The sequence below is a fragment of the Streptomyces sp. NPDC086519 genome (assembly GCF_040686075.1).
Taxonomy (GTDB): Bacteria; Actinomycetota; Actinomycetes; order Streptomycetales; family Streptomycetaceae; genus Streptomyces; species Streptomyces shenzhenensis.
This window is the reverse complement of record NZ_JBFBJL010000019.1, coordinates 94,188-111,152: the sequence shown is the minus strand read 5'-3', so window position 1 is coordinate 111,152 and position 16,965 is coordinate 94,188. Positions and strand designations below refer to the sequence as shown.

The following is a 16,965-nucleotide window of genomic DNA, read 5'->3' as shown; positions in this document are numbered from 1 at the left end:
CTGCCCCGACCTGGTCTGGACTTCACGTCCAGATGATAGACAATCAGTCCATGCGGTCGGCGCCGAGCGGCCGCGGGCCGATGACGAACGGCCCCTGTCACGTCCGTCGCCGGCGCCCCCCGGCGCGCGACGGCGCCCAGAACGGAGGACGAACATGCCCGACACCCCGCCCGTGACCCTCCAGGACGTGCAGGACGCGGCGGCGCGGATCAAGGGCGTGGCCCACCGCACCCCCGTGCTCCGCTCGCGCACCCTGGACGAACTGGTCGGTGCCGAGGTCTTCCTGAAGTGCGAGAACCTCCAGCGCGTCGGGGCGTTCAAGTTCCGGGGCGCCTACAACGCCGCGTCCCGGCTGTCCGCCGCGCAACTCGCCAAGGGCATCGCGGCCTACTCCTCCGGCAACCACGCCCAGGCCGTCGCCCTCGCCGCCCGTGAACTCGGCTCCACCGCCGTCATCGTGATGCCCGAGGACACCCCGCGCGCCAAGCTGGAGGCGACCGCCGGATACGGCGCGGAGATCGTGACGTACGACCGCTACACCGGCGACCGGGTCGCGATCGGCGAGGCCCTCGCCGCCGAACGCGGGCTCACGCTGATCCCGCCGTACGAGCACCCGCACGTCATCGCCGGACAGGGCACGGCCGCTCTCGAACTCATCGAGGAAGCCGGCGAGCTGGACGCCCTGGTGGTGCCGGTCGGGGGCGGCGGGCTGATCGCGGGCAGTGCCACCGCCGCCAAGGGGCTGCTGCCCGGGATCAGGGTGGTAGGGGTCGAGCCCGAGGCCGGCGACGACACCAGGCGGTCCCTGGCGGCGGGGCACCGGGTGTCGGTCCCGGTGCCCCGCACCATCGCCGACGGCCAGGCCGCGGACATCCCCGGGGAGCTGACCTTCTCCGTCAACCAGCGCTTGGTGGACGACATCTCGCTGGTCGGCGACGACCAGATCGGGGACGCGATGCGGTTCGCCTTCGAGCGTCTGAAGACCGTCCTGGAGCCGAGCGGCGCCAGCGGCCTGGCCGCGCTGCTCGCCCACCGGGTGGCGCCGCTGCCCCGCCGGATCGGGGTCGTCCTGTCCGGCGGCAACGTGGGCGCGGAGCGGTTCGCCGAGATCGTCGCCGGCTGAGCGCGCGACAGGGCACACGCGGCACGCTCACCGAGGAGCGCGGCGGCGAGGAGCGCTGCGGTTCCGGGATGCCGGAGCGCCCGCGGTGCCGGGCGGCTCTTGCGGAGTCGCCCGGCGGAGCACTCAGCAGTCGCGGAACTCCGGTGACTGGTTGAGGATCTGCGCGCGCGTCGAGGTGAACCGGGTGTGCGTCTCGCCGCCGCGCGCCCCGGGCGGGAACACCGCGACCCGGTGGCAGTTCTGGAAGGCCAGGGCGACCCCGAAGTGCCGCTCCAGGCTGCCCCGGATCGCGTCGGAGGACAGCGCCCGCAGCAGCTGCCCGCGCTCCCTCTCCGAGGGCGGCGGGGTCTGGTTGTCGGCGAACTCGGCGGTACCGGAACGCAGTTCGGCGGCCAGCCGGGCGATCAGCTCGTACGCGTAGGGCAGTGACGTACGGACGGTTTCCATGAAGTCCTCCTCCCGTACCGCACCGTTCTCGGCTTCGGCGAGCAACTGCGGGGAGACGTCGAGCGACATGTGGTGATGTCCTGTTCTTCTCGAAGTGGTCAATGAAAGTGGTGGTCTCAGGCGAAGGCGGGCAGGGCCGCCGGGCCGTGCCGGAAGTCCGGATCGACCTGGGCGGCCAGATCCCGGCCCGTCGCCGCGTCCGCCCAGGCGGCGGCGTTGCGCAGGTGGAACTCCACGGCGTGCCGCTGGAAGGCCTCCCAGTCCTTGGCCCGCGCGTCCACCGCGGCCCGCAGCCGGTCCAGCGCCCGGGAGTTGTGCCGCTCCAGCGCCCCGCCGCCCCGCCCCTGCTCCTGGGCGCGGACGTACGGCGACAGCCCGCAGTGGGCCAGCAGGTCGTCGCCCACCCGCTCGCGCAGGAAGGCCAGGTCGTCCGCGCCGGTCACCTTGTTGCCGACCACGGCGACCGGGATCTGGAACTCGGCCGCGTGGTCCCGGTACTGGTGGTACACGGACAGGCTCTTGCGGGTCGGCTCGACCACCAGGAAGGTCATGTCGAAACGGGTGAACAGACCGGAGGCGAAGGCGTCGGCGCCCGCCGTCATGTCGACGACCACGTACTCGCCGGGGCCGTCCACCAGATGGTTGAGATACAGCTCCACCGCGCCGAGCTTGGAGTGGTAGCAGGCCACCCCGAGGTCGCTCCCGGCGAACGCCCCGGTGACCATCAGCGGCACCCCGCCGACGTCCTGGACATGGCGGGAGTGCACCTCGTCGTCGCCCAGCAGCCGCAGCAGCCGCGAGCCGTGTCCGGGCGGTGTCGTCTTGACCATGGCCTCCCGGGACGCGATCCGGGGGTTGGTGCCGCGCAGGTAGTCCTTGATCTCACCGGTCCGCGCACTCAGCGGCGGCGCCGCGAACAGCTCGTCCTCGTCGAGGCCGAGGGCATGGGCCAGGTGCTGGTTGATGTCACCGTCGATCGCCACGACCGGTGCGCCGGAGCGGGCCAGATGACGGGCGAAGAGGGCCGACAGCGTCGTCTTGCCGCTGCCGCCCTTGCCGACGAAAGCCACACGCATCCTCTGCCGCTCCTCCTTTTGAAAATGGAATTCATGAGCACAGGTTGGTGGGGGCTGCGGACGGTGTCAAATCGGGGTGGCCCCATCGGGGGGCGGCCCCGCGCGGTTGACGGGGCCACAGGTCTGCCAGGGCGCGGTGCCGTACGGGCCCGCTGTCCCGGGCCGGCCTGATCATTTGTTCTTGACCGTCGTCACCGGCCGACCTAGCCTCCAGCCAACACACCTGGACAGATGGGCCGACGATGGCGGACGCACGGGAACCCGGCAGACAGCTCCAGGTCGAGACGCACGGGCTCGACGTGATCGGCGACGTGGACCGCAAGGGCACACCGCGTACCCTGTTCTGGCCCTGGTTCGGCGCGAACGTCTCCGTCCTCGGGGTGAGTTACGGCGCCTTCGCGCTCGGCTTCGGCATCTCCTTCTGGCAGGCGCTGGCCGCCGGTGTCCTCGGCATCCTCGCCTCCTTCCTGCTCTGCGGCTTCATCGCGGTCGCCGGGAAGCGGGGCTCGGCACCCACCATGGTGCTCAGCCGGGCCGCCTACGGCGTCCGGGGCAACCGGCTGCCCTCGGTCGTCTCCTGGGTGCTCACCGTCGGCTGGGAGACCGTCCTGATCGCCCTCGCCACCATGGCCACCGCGACCGTCTTCACCCGGCTCGGCTGGGGCGGCGGCACCGAGACCGAGGCGGTCGCGCTGATCGTGGTCTGCGGGCTGACCGTGGTGGGCGGTGTGACGGGCTTCGACCTGATCATGCGGCTACAGACCGTGATCACGGTGGTGACCGGCGTCCTCACCGTCGTCTACGTCGTCCTCGTCGCCGACCACATCCACTGGGCGACGGTGAACTCGATCCCGTCCGGCTCCGCCCAGGAGTTCATCGGCGCGCTGGTGTTCATGATGACCGGCTTCGGCCTCGGCTGGGTCAACGCGGCCGCCGACTACTCGCGTTATCTGCCCCGCGCCTCCTCCAGCCGGGGCGTGATCGGCTGGACCACCTTCGGCGGCTCCGCCGCCCCGCTGCTCCTGCTGGTCTTCGGGCTGCTGCTCGCGGGCTCCTCGGCGCCCCTGAACAAGGCGATCGCCGCCGACCCCATCGGCGCGCTCACCACCCTCCTCCCCACCTGGTTCCTGGTCCCGTTCGCCGTCGTGGCCGTCCTCGGCCTGGTCGGCGGCGCGGTCCTGGACATCTACTCCTCCGGACTGGCCCTGCTCTCCGCCGGCCTGCCCGTGCCCCGCTACCTCGCCGCCCTCGCGGACGGCGTCCTGATGACCGCAGGCTCGGTCTACATCGTCTTCTTCGCCGACGACTTCCTCGGCCAGTTCATGGGCTTCCTCACCACCCTCGGCGTGCCGATCGCCGCCTGGTGCGGGATCATGCTCGCCGACCTGGCACTGCGCCGCCGCGACTACGACGAGGCCGGCCTCTACCGCCCGGACGGCCGCTACGGCGACGTCCCCCTTCCGCCCCTGCTGCTCACTCTCGCCGCCACGGCCCTCGGCTGGGGCCTGGTCACCAACACCGCCGCGAACTGGCTGACCTGGCAGGGGTATCTGCTGGGCCCGCTCGGCCTCGGCGGCAGGTCCGGCGCCTGGGCGTACGCCAACCTGGGCGTCCTGGCCGCCCTGGCGCTCGGCTTCCTCGGCACCCTGGCCCTGGGCCGCGGCCGGGTCCGGGCCCAGGAGTCCCTGCCCGCGAGCGTCCCGGCGACGACCGTATGACCACCCCGCCCGGCCTCCTGGCCGTCATCGACATGCAGCACGTGTTCGCGGACCCGGCCGGCCCCTGGGCCGCCCCGCGCTACGCCGAGGCGGCAGCGGGCGTACGACGCCTGCTCCCGGCGTTCGGGGACCGCACGGTCTTCACCCGCTTCGTCGCCCCCGCCCGCCCCACCGGGGCATGGCGTGCCTACTACGACCGGTGGCCCTTCGCGCTCCGGCCCCCCGACGCCGAACTCTGGCGCCTGACGGACGAGTTCGCCGGGCAGGCCGAAGTCGTCCTGGACGCCCCGACGTTCGGCAAGTGGACCCCCGAACTCGCCGCCCGCGCCGCCCCGCACGGCCGCCTGGTCCTGGCCGGCGTCAGCACCGACTGCTGCGTCCTGTCCACAGCGCTGCCGGCCGCCGACGCCGGCATCGAGGTCCTGGTCGTCGCCGACGCCTGCGCGGGCGCCGACGACGACTCCCACGCGAAGGCCCTGCACCTGCTGGACCTCTACCGCCCGCTGATCCGGGTGACGACCACCGCCGAGCTGCTCACCTAGGCCCGGCGGAACACCGCCACGCTCTCCAGGACGCCGGTTTCCGGCCGCGAGCTGCCGGGCGAGGTGCCCGGGGTGCGGCGAAAGCCCCGGTGGTGTTCCGGCCGCATGGCCTGGCTCGGACCGGGTACGCGTGCCGTGGCCGCCCGGTACCCTGCCGGACGCGCGGCCCGTACCACCACCGCTACCTGGGGATCTGCCATGGTGACACCCGCACACGACGACTTCCCGACGCCGGCCCAGCGGGCTCTCGACTCGCTGGCCGTGAACGCCGAGGACCACGACGCCCTGGACACGCTCGCGCACAGTGACGTGCTGGTCCCGGTGCCGGACGACGCCGCGGAGGCGGCCGACCCCGCGATGATCGCCCTGCCCGTCCTGGAACGCCCCGACGGCGACCCCGTCGTCCCCGTGTTCACCTCGGAGGGGGAGCTGACCGGCCTGCTGCCGACCGTCTCCCGCTACCGCGTGGTGCCGCTCGGCGCGCTCGCCTCGCAGTGGCCCGAGGAGAACCTGTCGCTCGCCATCGACGGCAGCTCGGCGCACGCGCTGACGCTCACCTCGGAGGGAGTGCGCACCCTGCTGGCCCGGCCGGCGGGCTGACCGACGGGCTCCGGTCACCGTGAGGCCGCCGTGCGGGCCAGAATGGCGCCATGGAATGGATCTCCGGGGTGGCCGGGGGACTGGTACTGATCCTGGTCCTGCGCAGCATCCTGCGTACGCTCGTGGTCCCCCGTGGTCTGTACTCGGTGCTGGTCTACCGGCTGTGGTGGGGCACGCGCCGCGTGCTCTGCCTCGCCGCGCACCGGGGCGGCTACCGGGCCATCGACCGTGCGCAGACCTGGCTCGCCCCGCTCATGCTGATCGGCATGCTCACCGCCTGGCTCGGCGGGGCGTTCCTCGGCTTCGGGCTGCTGCTGTACGCGTTCTCGCCGCTCTCCTGGAGCATCGCCTTCCGGGAGGCCGGCTCCAGCCTGTTCACCCTCGGCTTCGCCAGCGGCGCCCGGCTGCGGCTGTCCGCGCTCGACTTCGTCGCCGCCGCCACCGGCCCGGTCGTCATCGCGCTGCAGATCGCCTACCTGCCCACGCTGTACGCCGCCTACAACCGCCGCGAACTGGAGGTCACCCTTCTGCAGTCCCGTGCCGGGGAGCCCGCCTGGGGTCCGGAGATCCTCGCCCGGCAGTGGCTCGTGGACACCGAGACCGCGCTGCCCGAGCTGTACCGGTCCTGGGAGCGGCTGGCCGCGGACATGGGGGAGAGCCACGCCACCTACCCGGTCCTGCTGGCCTTCCGCTCGCCCCGCCCCTACCGCAGCTGGCTGGTCGGCCTGATCGCCGTGATGGACGCGGCGGCCCTGCAACTCGCGCTCACCCCGCGCAGCGCCCCGCCGGAGGCCCGGCTGGTGCTGCGCGCCGGGTTCACCGCGCTGCGTGACATCGCCGCCTCCGTCCGGGCCGCCTTCGACACCGACCCGGCCCCGGACGCCCCCATCGAGCTGACCTATGGCGAGTTCGAGGAGGCCGTGACCATGCTGGAGAAAACCGGCTTCCGGGCCGAACGCGGCACCGAGGAGGCCTGGCCGCACTTCCACGGCTGGCGGGTCAACTACGAGGCGGTCGCCTACGAGCTGTGCCGGCGCTGTGACGCCGTACCCGCGCTGTGGACCGGTGGCCGCGACTTCCCGTCGGAGCCGATTCCGCCGCGGCGCCCGGTGGACCGGCGGCCTTCCGAAGGACGGCCGGAAGTTCCCCCCGGACGCGGGTGACACGGCGCGTCCAGAGGGAAGATCCCAGCAGGGGCCGGGGAGAGCGAGAGGGGCGGATCGTCGTGAGGGTCGTCCTGCTGGGCACCGCCGCGGGCGGCGGATTCCCGCAGTGGAACTGCGCCTGCGCGCTGTGCGCCGCCGCCCGGGACGGCAAGCTGCCCTCCCGAAGCCAGGAGTGCGTCGCCCTGAGCGGCAACGGCCGGGACTGGTGGCTGCTCAACGCCTCCCCGGACATCCGCGCCCAGCTCACCGCCACGGCCGCGCTGTGGCCGGGACCGGGCCCGCGGGAGACCCCGGTGCGGGGCGTGCTGCTCACCGACGCCGAGGCCGACCACGTCGCCGGCCTGGCCGTGCTGCGCGGGGCGCCGGACCTCAAGGTGTACGCGGCGCCGCCGGTGCGGACGGTGCTGGCTCCCGTCCAGGCCGCCCTGGACCGCTACGCCCCCTGGGACTGGGCCGACAGCCTGGCCGACGGCGGCTTCGTGCTGGCCGGCGGCCTGGTCGTCACCGCCCACCCGGTCGGCGCCAAGGTCCCGGCGTACGTCCCGGCCGCGCTCGCCGAGGCCGACGGCCGCTGGGTCACGGCCTACCGCGTCGAGGACCTGGCCACCGGGGGAGTGCTGCTCTACGCCCCGTGCGTCGGTGCCTGGAGCGACGCATTGGATGAACTGTGCGCGGAGGCCGACTGCGTGCTGCTGGACGGCACCTTCTTCACCGCCGCCGAGATGGGCACCACGGTCCGCACCGGTCCCCGGCAGGCGGCGATGTGCCATCTCCCGGTCTCCGGCGCGCACGGCAGCCTCTCCGCCCTGGCCCGCCATCCCCGCGCCCGCCGGATCTACACCCACCTCAACAACACCAACCCCCTGCTCGACCCGACGTCCCGGGCCCGCGCCAGGGTGGCCGCAGAGGGCGTCGAAGTCCTCCCCGACGGGATCGAGCTCGCGCTCTAGCGGACCGCAGGGGGCTCCAGGGGCTCCAGGGGCTCCAGGGGCTCTAGGGGGTGTCCGCGCCTTCGAGCATCCGCCCCAGCACCGCCCGCTGCAGCGGCTGTACCTCGGCGTGCAGGGCGCGGCCCTTCGCGGTGAGCGCGACCCACACGCCCCGTCGGTCCTCGACGCAGACGGACCGCTCCACCAGGCCGTCCTTCTCCAGCCGTGCGATCAGCCGGGACAGCGCGCTCTGGCTGAGATGGACCCGTCCCACCAGGTTCTGCACCCGGCAGTGGTCACCTTCCGCGGGGGTCTCGGTGGCGAGCAGGTCGAGCACCTCGAAGTCGCTCGCGCCCAGCCCGTGCGGATGCAGCACCCGGTCGATCTCGCACATCGTGCGCGCGTGCACCGACAGGATGTCCCGCCACCGTTCCTCAAGCCGGGCCTCGGCCGTCTTCACTGCCATACCCGCACCGTAACACCGATCACGCCAATTGTTGAGTGTGCAACTAGTGCGGGTGCAAGCAGCCGTACGACGAGCGCCCGGGGAGTACGGCGGCGGTCAGGCCACCGGGTCCTGGAGCAGGCCCACCATGTTCCCGTCGGCGTCCTTCACCGAGGCGACCAGCCGGCCGTTGCCGACGTCCCGCGCGTCCTGGACCAGCTCGGCGCCCTCCGCCAGCAGCGCCGCGAGCCGCTCCCGCAGGTCGGTGACGTGCCAGAACGGCGTCGGCCCGGTCAGCCCCTGGGCGTGCCCGTTCGGGTCGAGGCCGATGTCCTGCCCGGCGGCCTTGAACCCGATGTAGTACGGCTCGTCGGCGTACGGCTCGACGCCCAGCAGCGCGCCGAACAGGGCCTTGGCCCGGGCCGCGTCCTTGACGGGGTAGATGATCGTCTGCACGCCTGAGGTCATGGCGTTCTCACTCCTCGCGATAAGGGAACCGGCGCTTTCCGGCCGGTGACCTCACGCTAGGACGGCGGCGCCCGCCGCGGCTTCTTCGATCCTGACCGGTTGAGAAAGCGCCCCGAAGGGGTGCGGGGCTGTATCGACAGGCGGCTCCGCCGCCCGGGCGCGGCGCGACCGGCCCACGCGCGGCCGCGGCCGCCCGGCGGCGGACCCCGGCACCCCCGGCACCCCCGACCGCGTCCGGCTCACGTCGACTCGCGCCGCACCAGCTCCGTCGGCAGGATCACCGCCGCCGGGTCCTCGCCCCCGATCTGGGCGAGCAGCACGCGGACCATCTCGGTGCTGATCCGGTCCCAGGGCTGGCGGATGGTGGTGAGCCGCGGGGTCACCGCGGTGGCCGCCGGGGAGTCGTCGAAACCGCCGACAGCGATGTCATCCGGCACCCGCTTGCCGGCCCGCTGGAGCACCGCCAGCACGCCCTGCGCCATCAGGTCGGAGGCCACGAACACCGCGTCCAGGTCCGGGGCCTGCGCGAGCAGCCGCTCCGCCCCCGCCTCGCCGCTCGCCTTGCTGTAGTCCCCGGACACGACGAGCGCCTCGTCGATCGCGACGCCCGCCTCGGTGAGGACCTCCTTGTACCCGGCGAGCCGCTCGACACCGCCGGGGGTGTCCAGCGGGCCGGTGATCATGCCGATCCGGCGGCGCCCCACGTCCAGCAGGTGCCGGACCATGTCCCGGGCGCCGTCCCGGTCGTCGGCGGCCACATAACTCACCTTCGAGCCGAGCCCGATCGGCTTGCCGCAGGCCACCAGCGGCACGCCCGCCGCGCGCAGCTCCTCCGCGACCGGGTCACCGGAGTGACTCGACACCAGCAGCACGCCGTCGACGTGCCCGGCGGTGATGTACCGCGTGATCCGCCGCCGTTCGTCCTTCGTGCCCGCCAGCATCAGCAGCACCGGGATGTCGTGGCTCGCCAGCGCCTGCGTGCAACCGCTCAGCAGGACGTTGAAGTTGGGGTCCTCGAAGAACCGCTCCTGCGGCTCCGTCAGCAGGAAGCCCACCGAGTCCGAACGCCCGGTGATCAGCGAACGGGCGTGCCGGTTCACGACGTACCCCGTCCTGCGGATGGCGTCGTTGACCGCCTCCGCGGCGGCGGGACTGACGTAGTGCCCGCCGTTGAGCACCCGCGAGACGGTGCCCCGGGAGACACCGGCCTCGCGCGCCACGTCATGGATCGTCGGCGGTTTGCGCCGGCCCCCCGTACTGCTGCTCATGGTCATGACTTTACGGCCCCGGAGAGCAGGTCAAGGCTCCAGAAGCGCTGGATGACGAGGAAGAGCGCGATCAGCGGGAGCACCGCGAGGAACGCGCCGGTGATCACCAGCGTGTAGAGCGCGGGCTGGTTGGAACCCTGGGCCAGCAGTGTGTACAGGCCGAGCGTGAGCGGGAACTTCTCGTCGTCGCTCAGCATGATGTACGGGAGCAGGAAGTTGTTCCACACGGCGACGAACTGGAAGAGGAAGACCGTCACCATACCGGGGATCATCATCGGCATCGCGATCCGCGTGAAGATCCGCCATTCGCCCGCCCCGTCCATCCGCCCGGCCTCCACCACGTCCGAGGGCACCGCCGCGGCCGCGTAGACGCGGGAGAGGTAGACGCCGTACGGGGAGAGGATCTGCGGCAGCAGCACGGACAGGTAGGAGTCCGCGAGGCCGGCCTTGGCGAGCAGCAGGTACTGCGGGACGGCGAGGATGATCGGGGGCATCAGCACGCCCGCGAGCAGCACGTTGAAGATCGGCTCGCGGCCCTTGAACCGGTAGGTCGCCAGGGCGTAGCCGCTGACCGCCGAGACACCGGTGGACAGCAGGGCGCCCAGGCCGGCGTACAGGGCGGAGTTGCCCATCCAGCGCCAGTAGATGCCGTCGCGGTAGGCGTTGAGGTCCTTGAGGTTGCCGGCGAAGCCGGTGCCGGGCAGGAAGGTGAACGTGGAGAACAGCTCGCTGCCGGACTTGGTGGACGCGATCACCACCCACGCGACCGGGAGGAGCGTGTAGACCGCGCCGAGCAGCAGCGTGATCGTCGGGAACAGGGCGACCCGGCGGCGCAGCGGCGGGCCCTGGGCGGTGCCCGGGGTGGTGCCGGCGGCCGGGGCGGCCTTGCGGACGGCAAGAGAACTCACTGTGCTGCCTCCTGCTTGCTTCGGCGGTTCGCGGCCCGCAGGAACCCGAAGGACAGCACCAGCGTGGCGACGGCGATCAGGGTCGCCTCGGCCGCCGCCGAGTAGATGTCCCCCTTGCCGAAGGCGTCGACGTACACCTTCATCAGCGGACTCCAGGTCGTGCTGACCGAGTTGGTGAGGGGTTTGAGGGTGGTCGGCTCGTTGAAGACCTGGAGCGTCGCGATGATCGAGAAGAAGAAGGTCAGCACCAGCGAGGGCGCCACCATCGGGATCTTGATCCGCAGGGCGACCTGCATCGGGGTGGCGCCGTCCAGCTTCGCCGCCTCGTACACCTCCGCCGGGATGGACCTCAGCGAGGTGTAGATGACGATCATGTTGAAGCCGGTGCCGCCCCAGACCGCGATGTTGGACAGGGCCAGGTACAGCGGCCCGCCGTCCAGCAGGTCGGGCTGCGGCAGGCCCAGCCTGTCGAGCACGAAGTAGAAGGGGCTGACGTCCGGCAGGTACAGGAAGCCCCACAGCAGCGCGGCCACCACGCCGGGGATGGCGTACGGCAGGAAGATCGCGAGCCGGGTGAACGGGGCGAGACGGACCCGCTCGGAGTCGAGCATCAGGGCGAACAGCAGGGCGAGGCCCAGCATCACCGGGACGACGATGCAGCCGTAGCCGAGGACCCGCAGCGCACCGTCGTAGAACTCGTTGTCGCCGAGGGCCTGGGTGTAGTTCTCCAGGCCGGCCCAGACCTCGCTGCGGGCGCCCGCGCCGAGACCGAGGCCGGAGACGTGCACCTTGCGGAAGCTGAGCCAGACCGCGTACCCGATGGGCAGCACGAAGAACAGCGCGAAGAGGAGCGTGGCGGGGAGGAGGAAGAAGTAGGGGGCGCTTCGCGCTCGTTTGAGGGTGACGGGAGACGGAAGGGCGTACGGGGCCCCCTTGACCCCGTACGGCTTCCGGCGGTGGGGGCTGGTCACTGAGAGACCTCGAAGCCCTGCTTCTTCATGTCGGCGACCGTGGCGTCCTGCATGGTCTTCAGGGCGGTCACGAAGTCCGACTTGTTCTTCGCGGCGGCGCCGAAGGCGTCGTTGAAGGACGTGTAGGCGACGTTCACGTTCGGGCCCCACGCGGAGGGCGCCGTGGTCTTCGCGATCTTCGCGGCCTCGGTGTAGAAGTCCGCCTGGTTCGAGAAGTACTCCGGCGGGCTGGTGAAGGCGCCGCTGGTCTGGGCGTTCGTGGCGGCCGGGTAGATGCCGCTCTCCTTGGCCAGCGCGTTGAGCGCGTCGCCGTCCGTGTTCAGCCAGGCCGCGAACTTGGCGGCGGCCGCCTGGTGCTTGGAATCGGTGGTGACGGCGGTGGAGGAGCCGCCCCAGCTGCCGGTGACGTTCTCGGACGCGGACCACTGGGGGAGCGGGGCCATGGCCCACTTGCCCTTGGTGTCCGGCGCGGCCGTGGTCAGGGTGCCGGGGGCCCACACCGCGCTGACCCAGGCGATCTGCTTGCCGGTGTCCAGCGCCTTGTTCCAGGCCGGGGTGTACATCGGCTGGTTGTCGACGGCGCCCTCCTTGACCAGGCCGCCCCAGAACCTGGCGACCTTCTGGGTGGCCGCGTCGTCGATGGCGACCTTCCACTTGTCGCCGGAGGTGGTCCACCACTTGGCGCCGGCCTGCTGGGCCAGGCCCGCGAAGAGACCGGAGTCGTTGGCGGAGAACGTGGTCAGGTCGACGTCCGGCGCCTTCTTCTTCAGCGCGCGGGCGGTCCCGGCGAACTCGTCCCAGGTGGTGGGGACGGTCAGGCCGTACTTCTTGAAGAGGTCAGCGCGGTAGTAGAACATCATCGGGCCGATGTCCTGCGGCACCGCGTACACCGCGTCCGTGCCCAGTGTGACCTGCTGCCAGACGCCGTCGGCGAAGTCGCTCCTGGCGTCGCCGACCTCCTTCGATATGTCCGCGACGGCGCCGTTGCTGACCAGCGTCGGCAGCGCCTGGTACTCGGCCTGCACCAGGTCCGGACCGGACTTCGCCTTGTGCGCCGTGAGGATCTTGGTGACCAGCGAGTCGCCGGACGCCTGCTTCTTGAACGTGACCGTGATCTGGTCCTTCTTGCCCTGACCCTTGTTCCACAGGTCGACGACCTTGTCCATGCCCGGTGCCCAGCTCCAGAACGTCAGGTTGACCGGACCGGAGTCGGCCTTGCTGTCGTCGGAGGAGCCGCAGGCGGCGAGGGCGGTGGCGCCGAGCGAGACGGCGACGACGGTTGTCACGAGGCGGCGGCGCTTCGTGTGCGGCATGGATCTCTCCCCTGACCTGGGCCCCCGCACATCGCGGGAACCAGCCATGCAGATGGTGTGTGAGCGTTCTCAGACACGGATCATCGCCCGTCGCGAGTCCGTGCCCTGCTCTGTGAGCGTTCACAGTAGAGAAACGTCCCGGACACTTGTCAATGGTTAACGCTGTGCGGTTATGTTGGGCTCACGCCACGATCCATGTGTGTGAACGTTCCCAAATGATCGATTAAACGGGAGAGATCCATGCCGGACACCACCCCCAGGGGCCTGACCAGGCTCGCCTTCGGTGGGGACTACAACCCCGAGCAGTGGCCGGAAGACGTCTGGCACGAGGACGTCCGGCTGATGCGCGAGGCCGGGGTCACGATGGTGAGCGTGGGGATCTTCTCCTGGGCCCTGCTGGAGCCGGCACCGGGGGAGTACGACTTCGGCTGGCTCGACCGGGTCCTCGGCCTGCTGCACGACAACGGCATCCGCGTCGACCTCGGCACCCCCACCGTGGCACCGCCCGCCTGGTTCTACCGCGCCCACCCCGAGGCCCTGCCGGTGACCGCGGAGGGCGTGCGCTACGAGTTCGGCTCGCGCGGCGCCATCTGCCACTCCAACGCCGACTACCGTGCCGCCGCCGCGAACATCACCACCCGCCTCGCCGAGCGCTACGGCCACCACCCCGCGCTCGCGATGTGGCACGTCCACAACGAGTACGGCGTCCCCGTCTCGGCCTGCTACTGCGACTCCTGCGCCGCCCACTTCCGCCGCTGGCTCACCGGCGCCTACGGCACCGTCGACGCGGTCAACAAGGCCTGGGGCACGGCCTTCTGGGGCCAGCACTACACGGATCTCGCGCAGATCAACCCGCCGCGGGCCACCCCGACCGTCGGCAACCCGGGCCAGACCCTCGACTACAAGCGGTTCGCCGACGCCACCATCCGCGAGAACTTCCGCATGGAGCGGGACATCCTGCACCGCCTGGCGCCCGGCGTCCCGGTGACCACCAACTTCATGACCGCCCTGAGTCAGTGCGACTCCATGGACTACTGGGCCTGGGGCCGCGAGGTCGACCTGGTCACCAACGACCACTACCTGATCACCGACGGCCGTCGCACCCACGTCAACCTCGCCATGGCAGCCGACCTCACCCGCTCGGTGGCCGGCGGCGCCCCCTGGCTGCTCCTCGAACACTCCACCTCGGGCGTCAGCTGGCAGCCCCGCAACCCGGCCAAGGCCCCCGGCCAGATGGCCCGCAACTCCCTCGGGCACGTGGCCCGCGGTTCCGAGGGCGCCATGTTCTTCCAGTGGCGGCAGTCCCGGCGCGGCGCCGAGAAGTTCCACTCCGCGATGCTCCCGCACGGCGGCACCGGGACCCGGGTGTGGCGCGAGGTCGTCGAACTCGGGGCCGCTCTCGACTCCTTGAGCCAGATCAAGGGCACCCGCACCCGGGCCGACGTCGCCGTCCTGTGGGACTGGCAGTCCTGGTGGGCGCAGAACCTCCAGTGGCGCCCCACCGAGGACCACGACCCGCGCGAGCGTGCCGACGCCTTCTACGAGGCCCTGTACGACCGCCACCTCACGGTCGACTTCGCCCGCCCGGAAAGCGACTTGTCGGCCTATCCCCTTGTCGTCGTACCGGCCCTGTACCTGATGACGGAGGCGGCCGGGAACAACCTGCGCGAGTACGTCGAGAACGGCGGCACGCTCGTCGTGTCGTACTTCTCCGGGATCGTCGACGAGTACGACGCGGTGCACGAGGGCGCCTACCCCGGCCCCCTGCGCGAGACCCTGGGCCTCGGCGTGGAGGAGTTCTCGCCGCTCCTGAAGGACCAGCGGGTGCGGCTGACCGGCCCCGACGGCTTGGAGCTCACCGGCGACGTGTGGACCGAGTTCGTCGTCCCGCAGGGTGCCGAGACCGTCTGGACCTACGCCGACGGCCTCACCGCCGGCCTCCCGGCGGTCACCCGGCACCCGCTGGGGGAGGGCACCGCCTGGTACGTCTCGACGCGCCTGGACGCGCACGGCCTGGACGCCGTGCTCGGCCGGGCCGCCGAGGACGCCGGGATCGCGCCCCGCGCCGAACTCCCGCGCGACGTCGAGGTCGTCCGCCGCACCGGCGAGTCCGGCTCCTTCCTCTTCGCCGTCAACCACACCGGCACCGACGCCAAGGTGCCGCTGGAGGCGCACGGCACCGAACTGCTGACGGGCGAACGCGCCGCGGGCCGCCTCGCGGTCCCCGCCGGCACCGTCCGGGTCGTACGACTCGACGGCTGAGCCCGCGCGCCGGGCCCGGGCCGCCGGCCCGGGCCCACCGAGACTCCCCTCCGTCCGCGAGTGCCATGAGAGCCGCGGGCGGAGGGGCCTCCTCCGGTCCCACCGGAGGACACCCCTGACCAGTCACGTCGAAGGGACGACGGACGATGACGTTCCATCCCAGACGCACCCTCAGAGCCCTGCTGCTGCCGCTCGTGGCCGGGCTCGCCCTCACCGCCCTGCCCGCCCAGACCGCCCAGGCCGCGAGCACCCTCACCAACGGTGGCTTCGAATCGGACGGTACGGGCGCGGCCACGCCCACCGGCTGGTCGGAGTACGGCGACACGGGCGCCTCGTACACCGAGTCCGGCGGCCACAGCGGCAGTTACCGCCTGAGCCACTACTCGGCCTCCGCCTACAAGGTGGAGACCTACCAGTACCTGTCGGGCCTGGCCAACGGCACCTACACGCTCACCGCCTGGGTCCGCTCCAGCGGCGGGCAGAACTCCGCCTACATATCCCTGAAGAACTGCGGCAGTCCGGACCAGAAGACCGACCTGCCGGTCTCCACCAGCAGCTGGGTGCGGATCGTCACCTCGATCGCCGTCACCAGCAACCAGTGCACGGTCAGCGTCTACTCCGACGCCAACGCCGGCAACTGGATCAACGTCGACGACCTGACCTTCGCGTCCGGCTCGACCGGCCTGTCCGTCAAGGGCGCTGACATCTCGTCACTGGCCAAGAGCGAGGCCAAGGGCGGCGTCTACAAGACCAGTTCCGGCACCACCGGGGACGCGGTCACCATCCTCAAGAACGCCGGCATGAACTACGCGCGCCTGAAGGTCTGGGTCAACCCGGCCGACGGCTACAACGACAAGGCGCACGTCCTGGCCATGGCCAGGCGGATCAAGGCGGCCGGCATGAAGCTGCTGGTCGACTTCCACTACTCGGACAGCTGGGCCGACCCGGGCAAGCAGACCAAGCCCGCCGCCTGGGCGAACGACTCCTACAGCCAGCTGAAGACCGACGTGTACAACCACACGTACGACGTCCTGAACGCGCTGAAGTCCCAGGGCACCACCGCCGACATGGTCCAGATCGGCAACGAGATCAACGGCGGCATGCTCTGGTCCGAGGGCTCCACCAGCAACTGGTCCCAGCTCGCCGGCCTGATCAACTCCGGCTACAGCGCGGCCAAGGCGGTCTCCTCCGGTACCCAGGTCGCCCTGCACCTGGCCAACGCGGGCGACGACGCCACGGTCCGCTGGTGGTTCGACAACGCCAGGACCTACGGCATCAACTACGACGTGATCGGGCTGTCGTACTACGGCTACTGGCACGGTTCGCTGGCCGCCGCCCAGACCACCCTGGACGACGTGGCGTCCCGCTACAGCAAGCCGGTCTTCGTCGCCGAGACGGCCTACCCGTTCACCCTCGCCCAGGACGACTCGCTGGAGAACCAGATCGACACCACCAGCGAACTGGTCACCGGCTACCCGGCCACCGCGGCCGGCCAGCTGGCCTGGATGAACGCCGTCGCGAACATCGTCGAGGCCGTCCCGAACGGCCGCGGGCTCGGCGTCTTCTACTGGGAGGCCACCTGGACCGCCGTCACCGGCAACGGCTGGGATCCGACCGACGCCTCCTCCGGCAACGGCTGGGAGAACCAGGCCCTGTTCGGCTACGACGACAAGGCCCTGTCCTCCATGGCGTGGTTCAGGCACCGCTGAACCACCACTGAACGAGGGGC

At 71.5% G+C, this 16,965-nt stretch carries 17 protein-coding genes; 8 read left to right on the top strand and 9 right to left on the bottom strand.

Annotated elements, in window-relative coordinates; translation table 11 throughout:
* Window positions 1–154 precede the first annotated feature (154 nt).
* Window positions 155–1,123 (top strand): pyridoxal-phosphate dependent enzyme, encoded by a 969-nt coding sequence (locus tag AB0P24_RS19970; RefSeq protein WP_365795715.1) that lies wholly within the window; start codon window positions 155–157, stop codon window positions 1,121–1,123.
* A 123-nt stretch (window positions 1,124–1,246) separates the two neighbouring features.
* Here AB0P24_RS19970 and AB0P24_RS19965 read toward each other — a convergent pair whose 3' ends face one another.
* Both AB0P24_RS19965 and AB0P24_RS19960 read right to left on the bottom strand, forming a co-directional pair.
* The gene (locus AB0P24_RS19965) at window positions 1,247–1,639 is read right to left on the bottom strand and encodes an SCO5389 family protein (RefSeq protein WP_365795713.1); all 393 of its coding nucleotides are present in this window, start codon (window positions 1,637–1,639) and stop codon (window positions 1,247–1,249) included.
* A gap of 47 nt (window positions 1,640–1,686) precedes the next feature.
* A complete protein-coding gene (locus AB0P24_RS19960) occupies window positions 1,687–2,646 on the bottom strand; it encodes an adenylyl-sulfate kinase (protein WP_365795711.1) in 960 nt (319 codons plus the stop codon).
* 242 nt (window positions 2,647–2,888) lie between these two features.
* Here AB0P24_RS19960 and AB0P24_RS19955 point away from each other — a divergent pair, with 242 nt between their 5' ends.
* Both AB0P24_RS19955 and AB0P24_RS19950 read left to right on the top strand, forming a co-directional pair.
* Window positions 2,889–4,364 carry a cytosine permease gene (locus tag AB0P24_RS19955; protein ID WP_365795709.1) on the top strand — a complete coding sequence of 492 codons (1,476 nt, stop codon included), beginning with the start codon at window positions 2,889–2,891 and terminating at the stop codon, window positions 4,362–4,364.
* Entirely contained in the window at window positions 4,361–4,906 is a 546-nt protein-coding gene (locus AB0P24_RS19950) for an isochorismatase family protein (protein WP_365795707.1), read from the top strand. The genes AB0P24_RS19955 and AB0P24_RS19950 overlap by 4 nt, the downstream gene beginning before the upstream one ends.
* Here AB0P24_RS19950 and AB0P24_RS19945 read toward each other — a convergent pair.
* Window positions 4,903–5,106 carry a hypothetical protein gene (locus AB0P24_RS19945; protein ID WP_365795705.1) on the bottom strand — a complete coding sequence of 68 codons (204 nt, stop codon included), beginning with the start codon at window positions 5,104–5,106 and terminating at the stop codon, window positions 4,903–4,905. The genes AB0P24_RS19950 and AB0P24_RS19945 overlap by 4 nt on opposite strands.
* Here AB0P24_RS19945 and AB0P24_RS19940 point away from each other — a divergent pair.
* The 3 genes from AB0P24_RS19940 (at window position 5,105) to pqqB (ending at window position 7,622) form a co-directional block, all read left to right on the top strand.
* Window positions 5,105–5,506: an SseB family protein gene (locus tag AB0P24_RS19940; protein WP_181809386.1), complete on the top strand. Its 402-nt coding sequence runs from the start codon at window positions 5,105–5,107 to the stop codon at window positions 5,504–5,506. The two genes, AB0P24_RS19945 and AB0P24_RS19940, sit on opposite strands and share 2 nt — an antisense overlap.
* A 50-nt stretch (window positions 5,507–5,556) precedes the next feature.
* Window positions 5,557–6,669, top strand: coding sequence for a hypothetical protein (locus AB0P24_RS19935; RefSeq protein WP_365795703.1), 1,113 nt, complete (start codon window positions 5,557–5,559; stop codon window positions 6,667–6,669).
* Window positions 6,670–6,731: 62 nt separating this feature from the next.
* A complete protein-coding gene (gene pqqB, locus AB0P24_RS19930; RefSeq protein WP_365795701.1) occupies window positions 6,732–7,622 on the top strand; it encodes a pyrroloquinoline quinone biosynthesis protein PqqB in 891 nt (296 codons plus the stop codon).
* A gap of 43 nt (window positions 7,623–7,665) precedes the next feature.
* Here the strand turns inward: pqqB and AB0P24_RS19925 are convergent, their stop codons facing one another.
* The 6 genes from AB0P24_RS19925 to AB0P24_RS19900 all read right to left on the bottom strand — a co-directional run bounded on the left by AB0P24_RS19925 (window position 7,666) and on the right by AB0P24_RS19900 (window position 12,974).
* The gene (locus AB0P24_RS19925; protein ID WP_181809483.1) at window positions 7,666–8,067 is read right to left on the bottom strand and encodes a MarR family transcriptional regulator; all 402 of its coding nucleotides are present in this window, start codon (window positions 8,065–8,067) and stop codon (window positions 7,666–7,668) included.
* A gap of 96 nt (window positions 8,068–8,163) precedes the next feature.
* Window positions 8,164–8,514, bottom strand: a complete 351-nt coding sequence (locus AB0P24_RS19920) for a VOC family protein (protein WP_365795698.1) — start codon at window positions 8,512–8,514, stop codon at window positions 8,164–8,166.
* A 239-nt stretch (window positions 8,515–8,753) separates the two neighbouring features.
* A complete protein-coding gene (locus AB0P24_RS19915; RefSeq protein WP_365795696.1) occupies window positions 8,754–9,788 on the bottom strand; it encodes a LacI family DNA-binding transcriptional regulator in 1,035 nt (344 codons plus the stop codon).
* A complete protein-coding gene (locus tag AB0P24_RS19910; RefSeq protein WP_365795694.1) occupies window positions 9,785–10,690 on the bottom strand; it encodes a carbohydrate ABC transporter permease in 906 nt (301 codons plus the stop codon). The genes AB0P24_RS19915 and AB0P24_RS19910 overlap by 4 nt, the downstream gene beginning before the upstream one ends.
* Window positions 10,687–11,529: a sugar ABC transporter permease gene (locus AB0P24_RS19905; RefSeq protein ID WP_365795822.1), complete on the bottom strand. Its 843-nt coding sequence runs from the start codon at window positions 11,527–11,529 to the stop codon at window positions 10,687–10,689. The genes AB0P24_RS19910 and AB0P24_RS19905 overlap by 4 nt, the downstream gene beginning before the upstream one ends.
* Window positions 11,530–11,657: 128 nt before the next feature.
* Window positions 11,658–12,974 (bottom strand): extracellular solute-binding protein, encoded by a 1,317-nt coding sequence (locus AB0P24_RS19900; RefSeq protein ID WP_365795692.1) that lies wholly within the window; start codon window positions 12,972–12,974, stop codon window positions 11,658–11,660.
* A gap of 240 nt (window positions 12,975–13,214) precedes the next feature.
* Between AB0P24_RS19900 and AB0P24_RS19895 the strand changes: the two genes are divergently transcribed.
* Together AB0P24_RS19895 and AB0P24_RS19890 are read left to right on the top strand one after the other, a co-directional pair.
* Window positions 13,215–15,236 carry a beta-galactosidase gene (locus AB0P24_RS19895; protein WP_365795690.1) on the top strand — a complete coding sequence of 674 codons (2,022 nt, stop codon included), beginning with the start codon at window positions 13,215–13,217 and terminating at the stop codon, window positions 15,234–15,236.
* A 146-nt stretch (window positions 15,237–15,382) separates the two neighbouring features.
* Window positions 15,383–16,945, top strand: coding sequence for a glycosyl hydrolase 53 family protein (locus AB0P24_RS19890; RefSeq protein WP_365795688.1), 1,563 nt, complete (start codon window positions 15,383–15,385; stop codon window positions 16,943–16,945).
* Window positions 16,946–16,965 lie beyond the last annotated feature (20 nt).

Bases quoted from the DNA above. Each gene is read 5' to 3' on its own strand.
- AB0P24_RS19970 (WP_365795715.1), top strand. From the start codon at position 155: ATGCCCGACACCCCGCCCGTGACCCTCCAGGACGTGCAGGACGCGGCG.
- AB0P24_RS19965 (WP_365795713.1), bottom strand. From the start codon at position 1,639: ATGTCGCTCGACGTCTCCCCGCAGTTGCTCGCCGAAGCCGAGAACGGT.
- AB0P24_RS19960 (WP_365795711.1), bottom strand. From the start codon at position 2,646: ATGCGTGTGGCTTTCGTCGGCAAGGGCGGCAGCGGCAAGACGACGCTG.
- AB0P24_RS19955 (WP_365795709.1), top strand. From the start codon at position 2,889: ATGGCGGACGCACGGGAACCCGGCAGACAGCTCCAGGTCGAGACGCAC.
- AB0P24_RS19950 (WP_365795707.1), top strand. From the start codon at position 4,361: ATGACCACCCCGCCCGGCCTCCTGGCCGTCATCGACATGCAGCACGTG.
- AB0P24_RS19940 (WP_181809386.1), top strand. From the start codon at position 5,105: ATGGTGACACCCGCACACGACGACTTCCCGACGCCGGCCCAGCGGGCT.
- AB0P24_RS19945 (WP_365795705.1), bottom strand. From the start codon at position 5,106: ATGGCAGATCCCCAGGTAGCGGTGGTGGTACGGGCCGCGCGTCCGGCA.
- AB0P24_RS19935 (WP_365795703.1), top strand. From the start codon at position 5,557: ATGGAATGGATCTCCGGGGTGGCCGGGGGACTGGTACTGATCCTGGTC.
- AB0P24_RS19925 (WP_181809483.1), bottom strand. From the start codon at position 8,067: ATGGCAGTGAAGACGGCCGAGGCCCGGCTTGAGGAACGGTGGCGGGAC.
- AB0P24_RS19920 (WP_365795698.1), bottom strand. From the start codon at position 8,514: ATGACCTCAGGCGTGCAGACGATCATCTACCCCGTCAAGGACGCGGCC.
- AB0P24_RS19915 (WP_365795696.1), bottom strand. From the start codon at position 9,788: ATGACCATGAGCAGCAGTACGGGGGGCCGGCGCAAACCGCCGACGATC.
- AB0P24_RS19900 (WP_365795692.1), bottom strand. From the start codon at position 12,974: ATGCCGCACACGAAGCGCCGCCGCCTCGTGACAACCGTCGTCGCCGTC.
- AB0P24_RS19895 (WP_365795690.1), top strand. From the start codon at position 13,215: ATGCCGGACACCACCCCCAGGGGCCTGACCAGGCTCGCCTTCGGTGGG.
- AB0P24_RS19890 (WP_365795688.1), top strand. From the start codon at position 15,383: ATGACGTTCCATCCCAGACGCACCCTCAGAGCCCTGCTGCTGCCGCTC.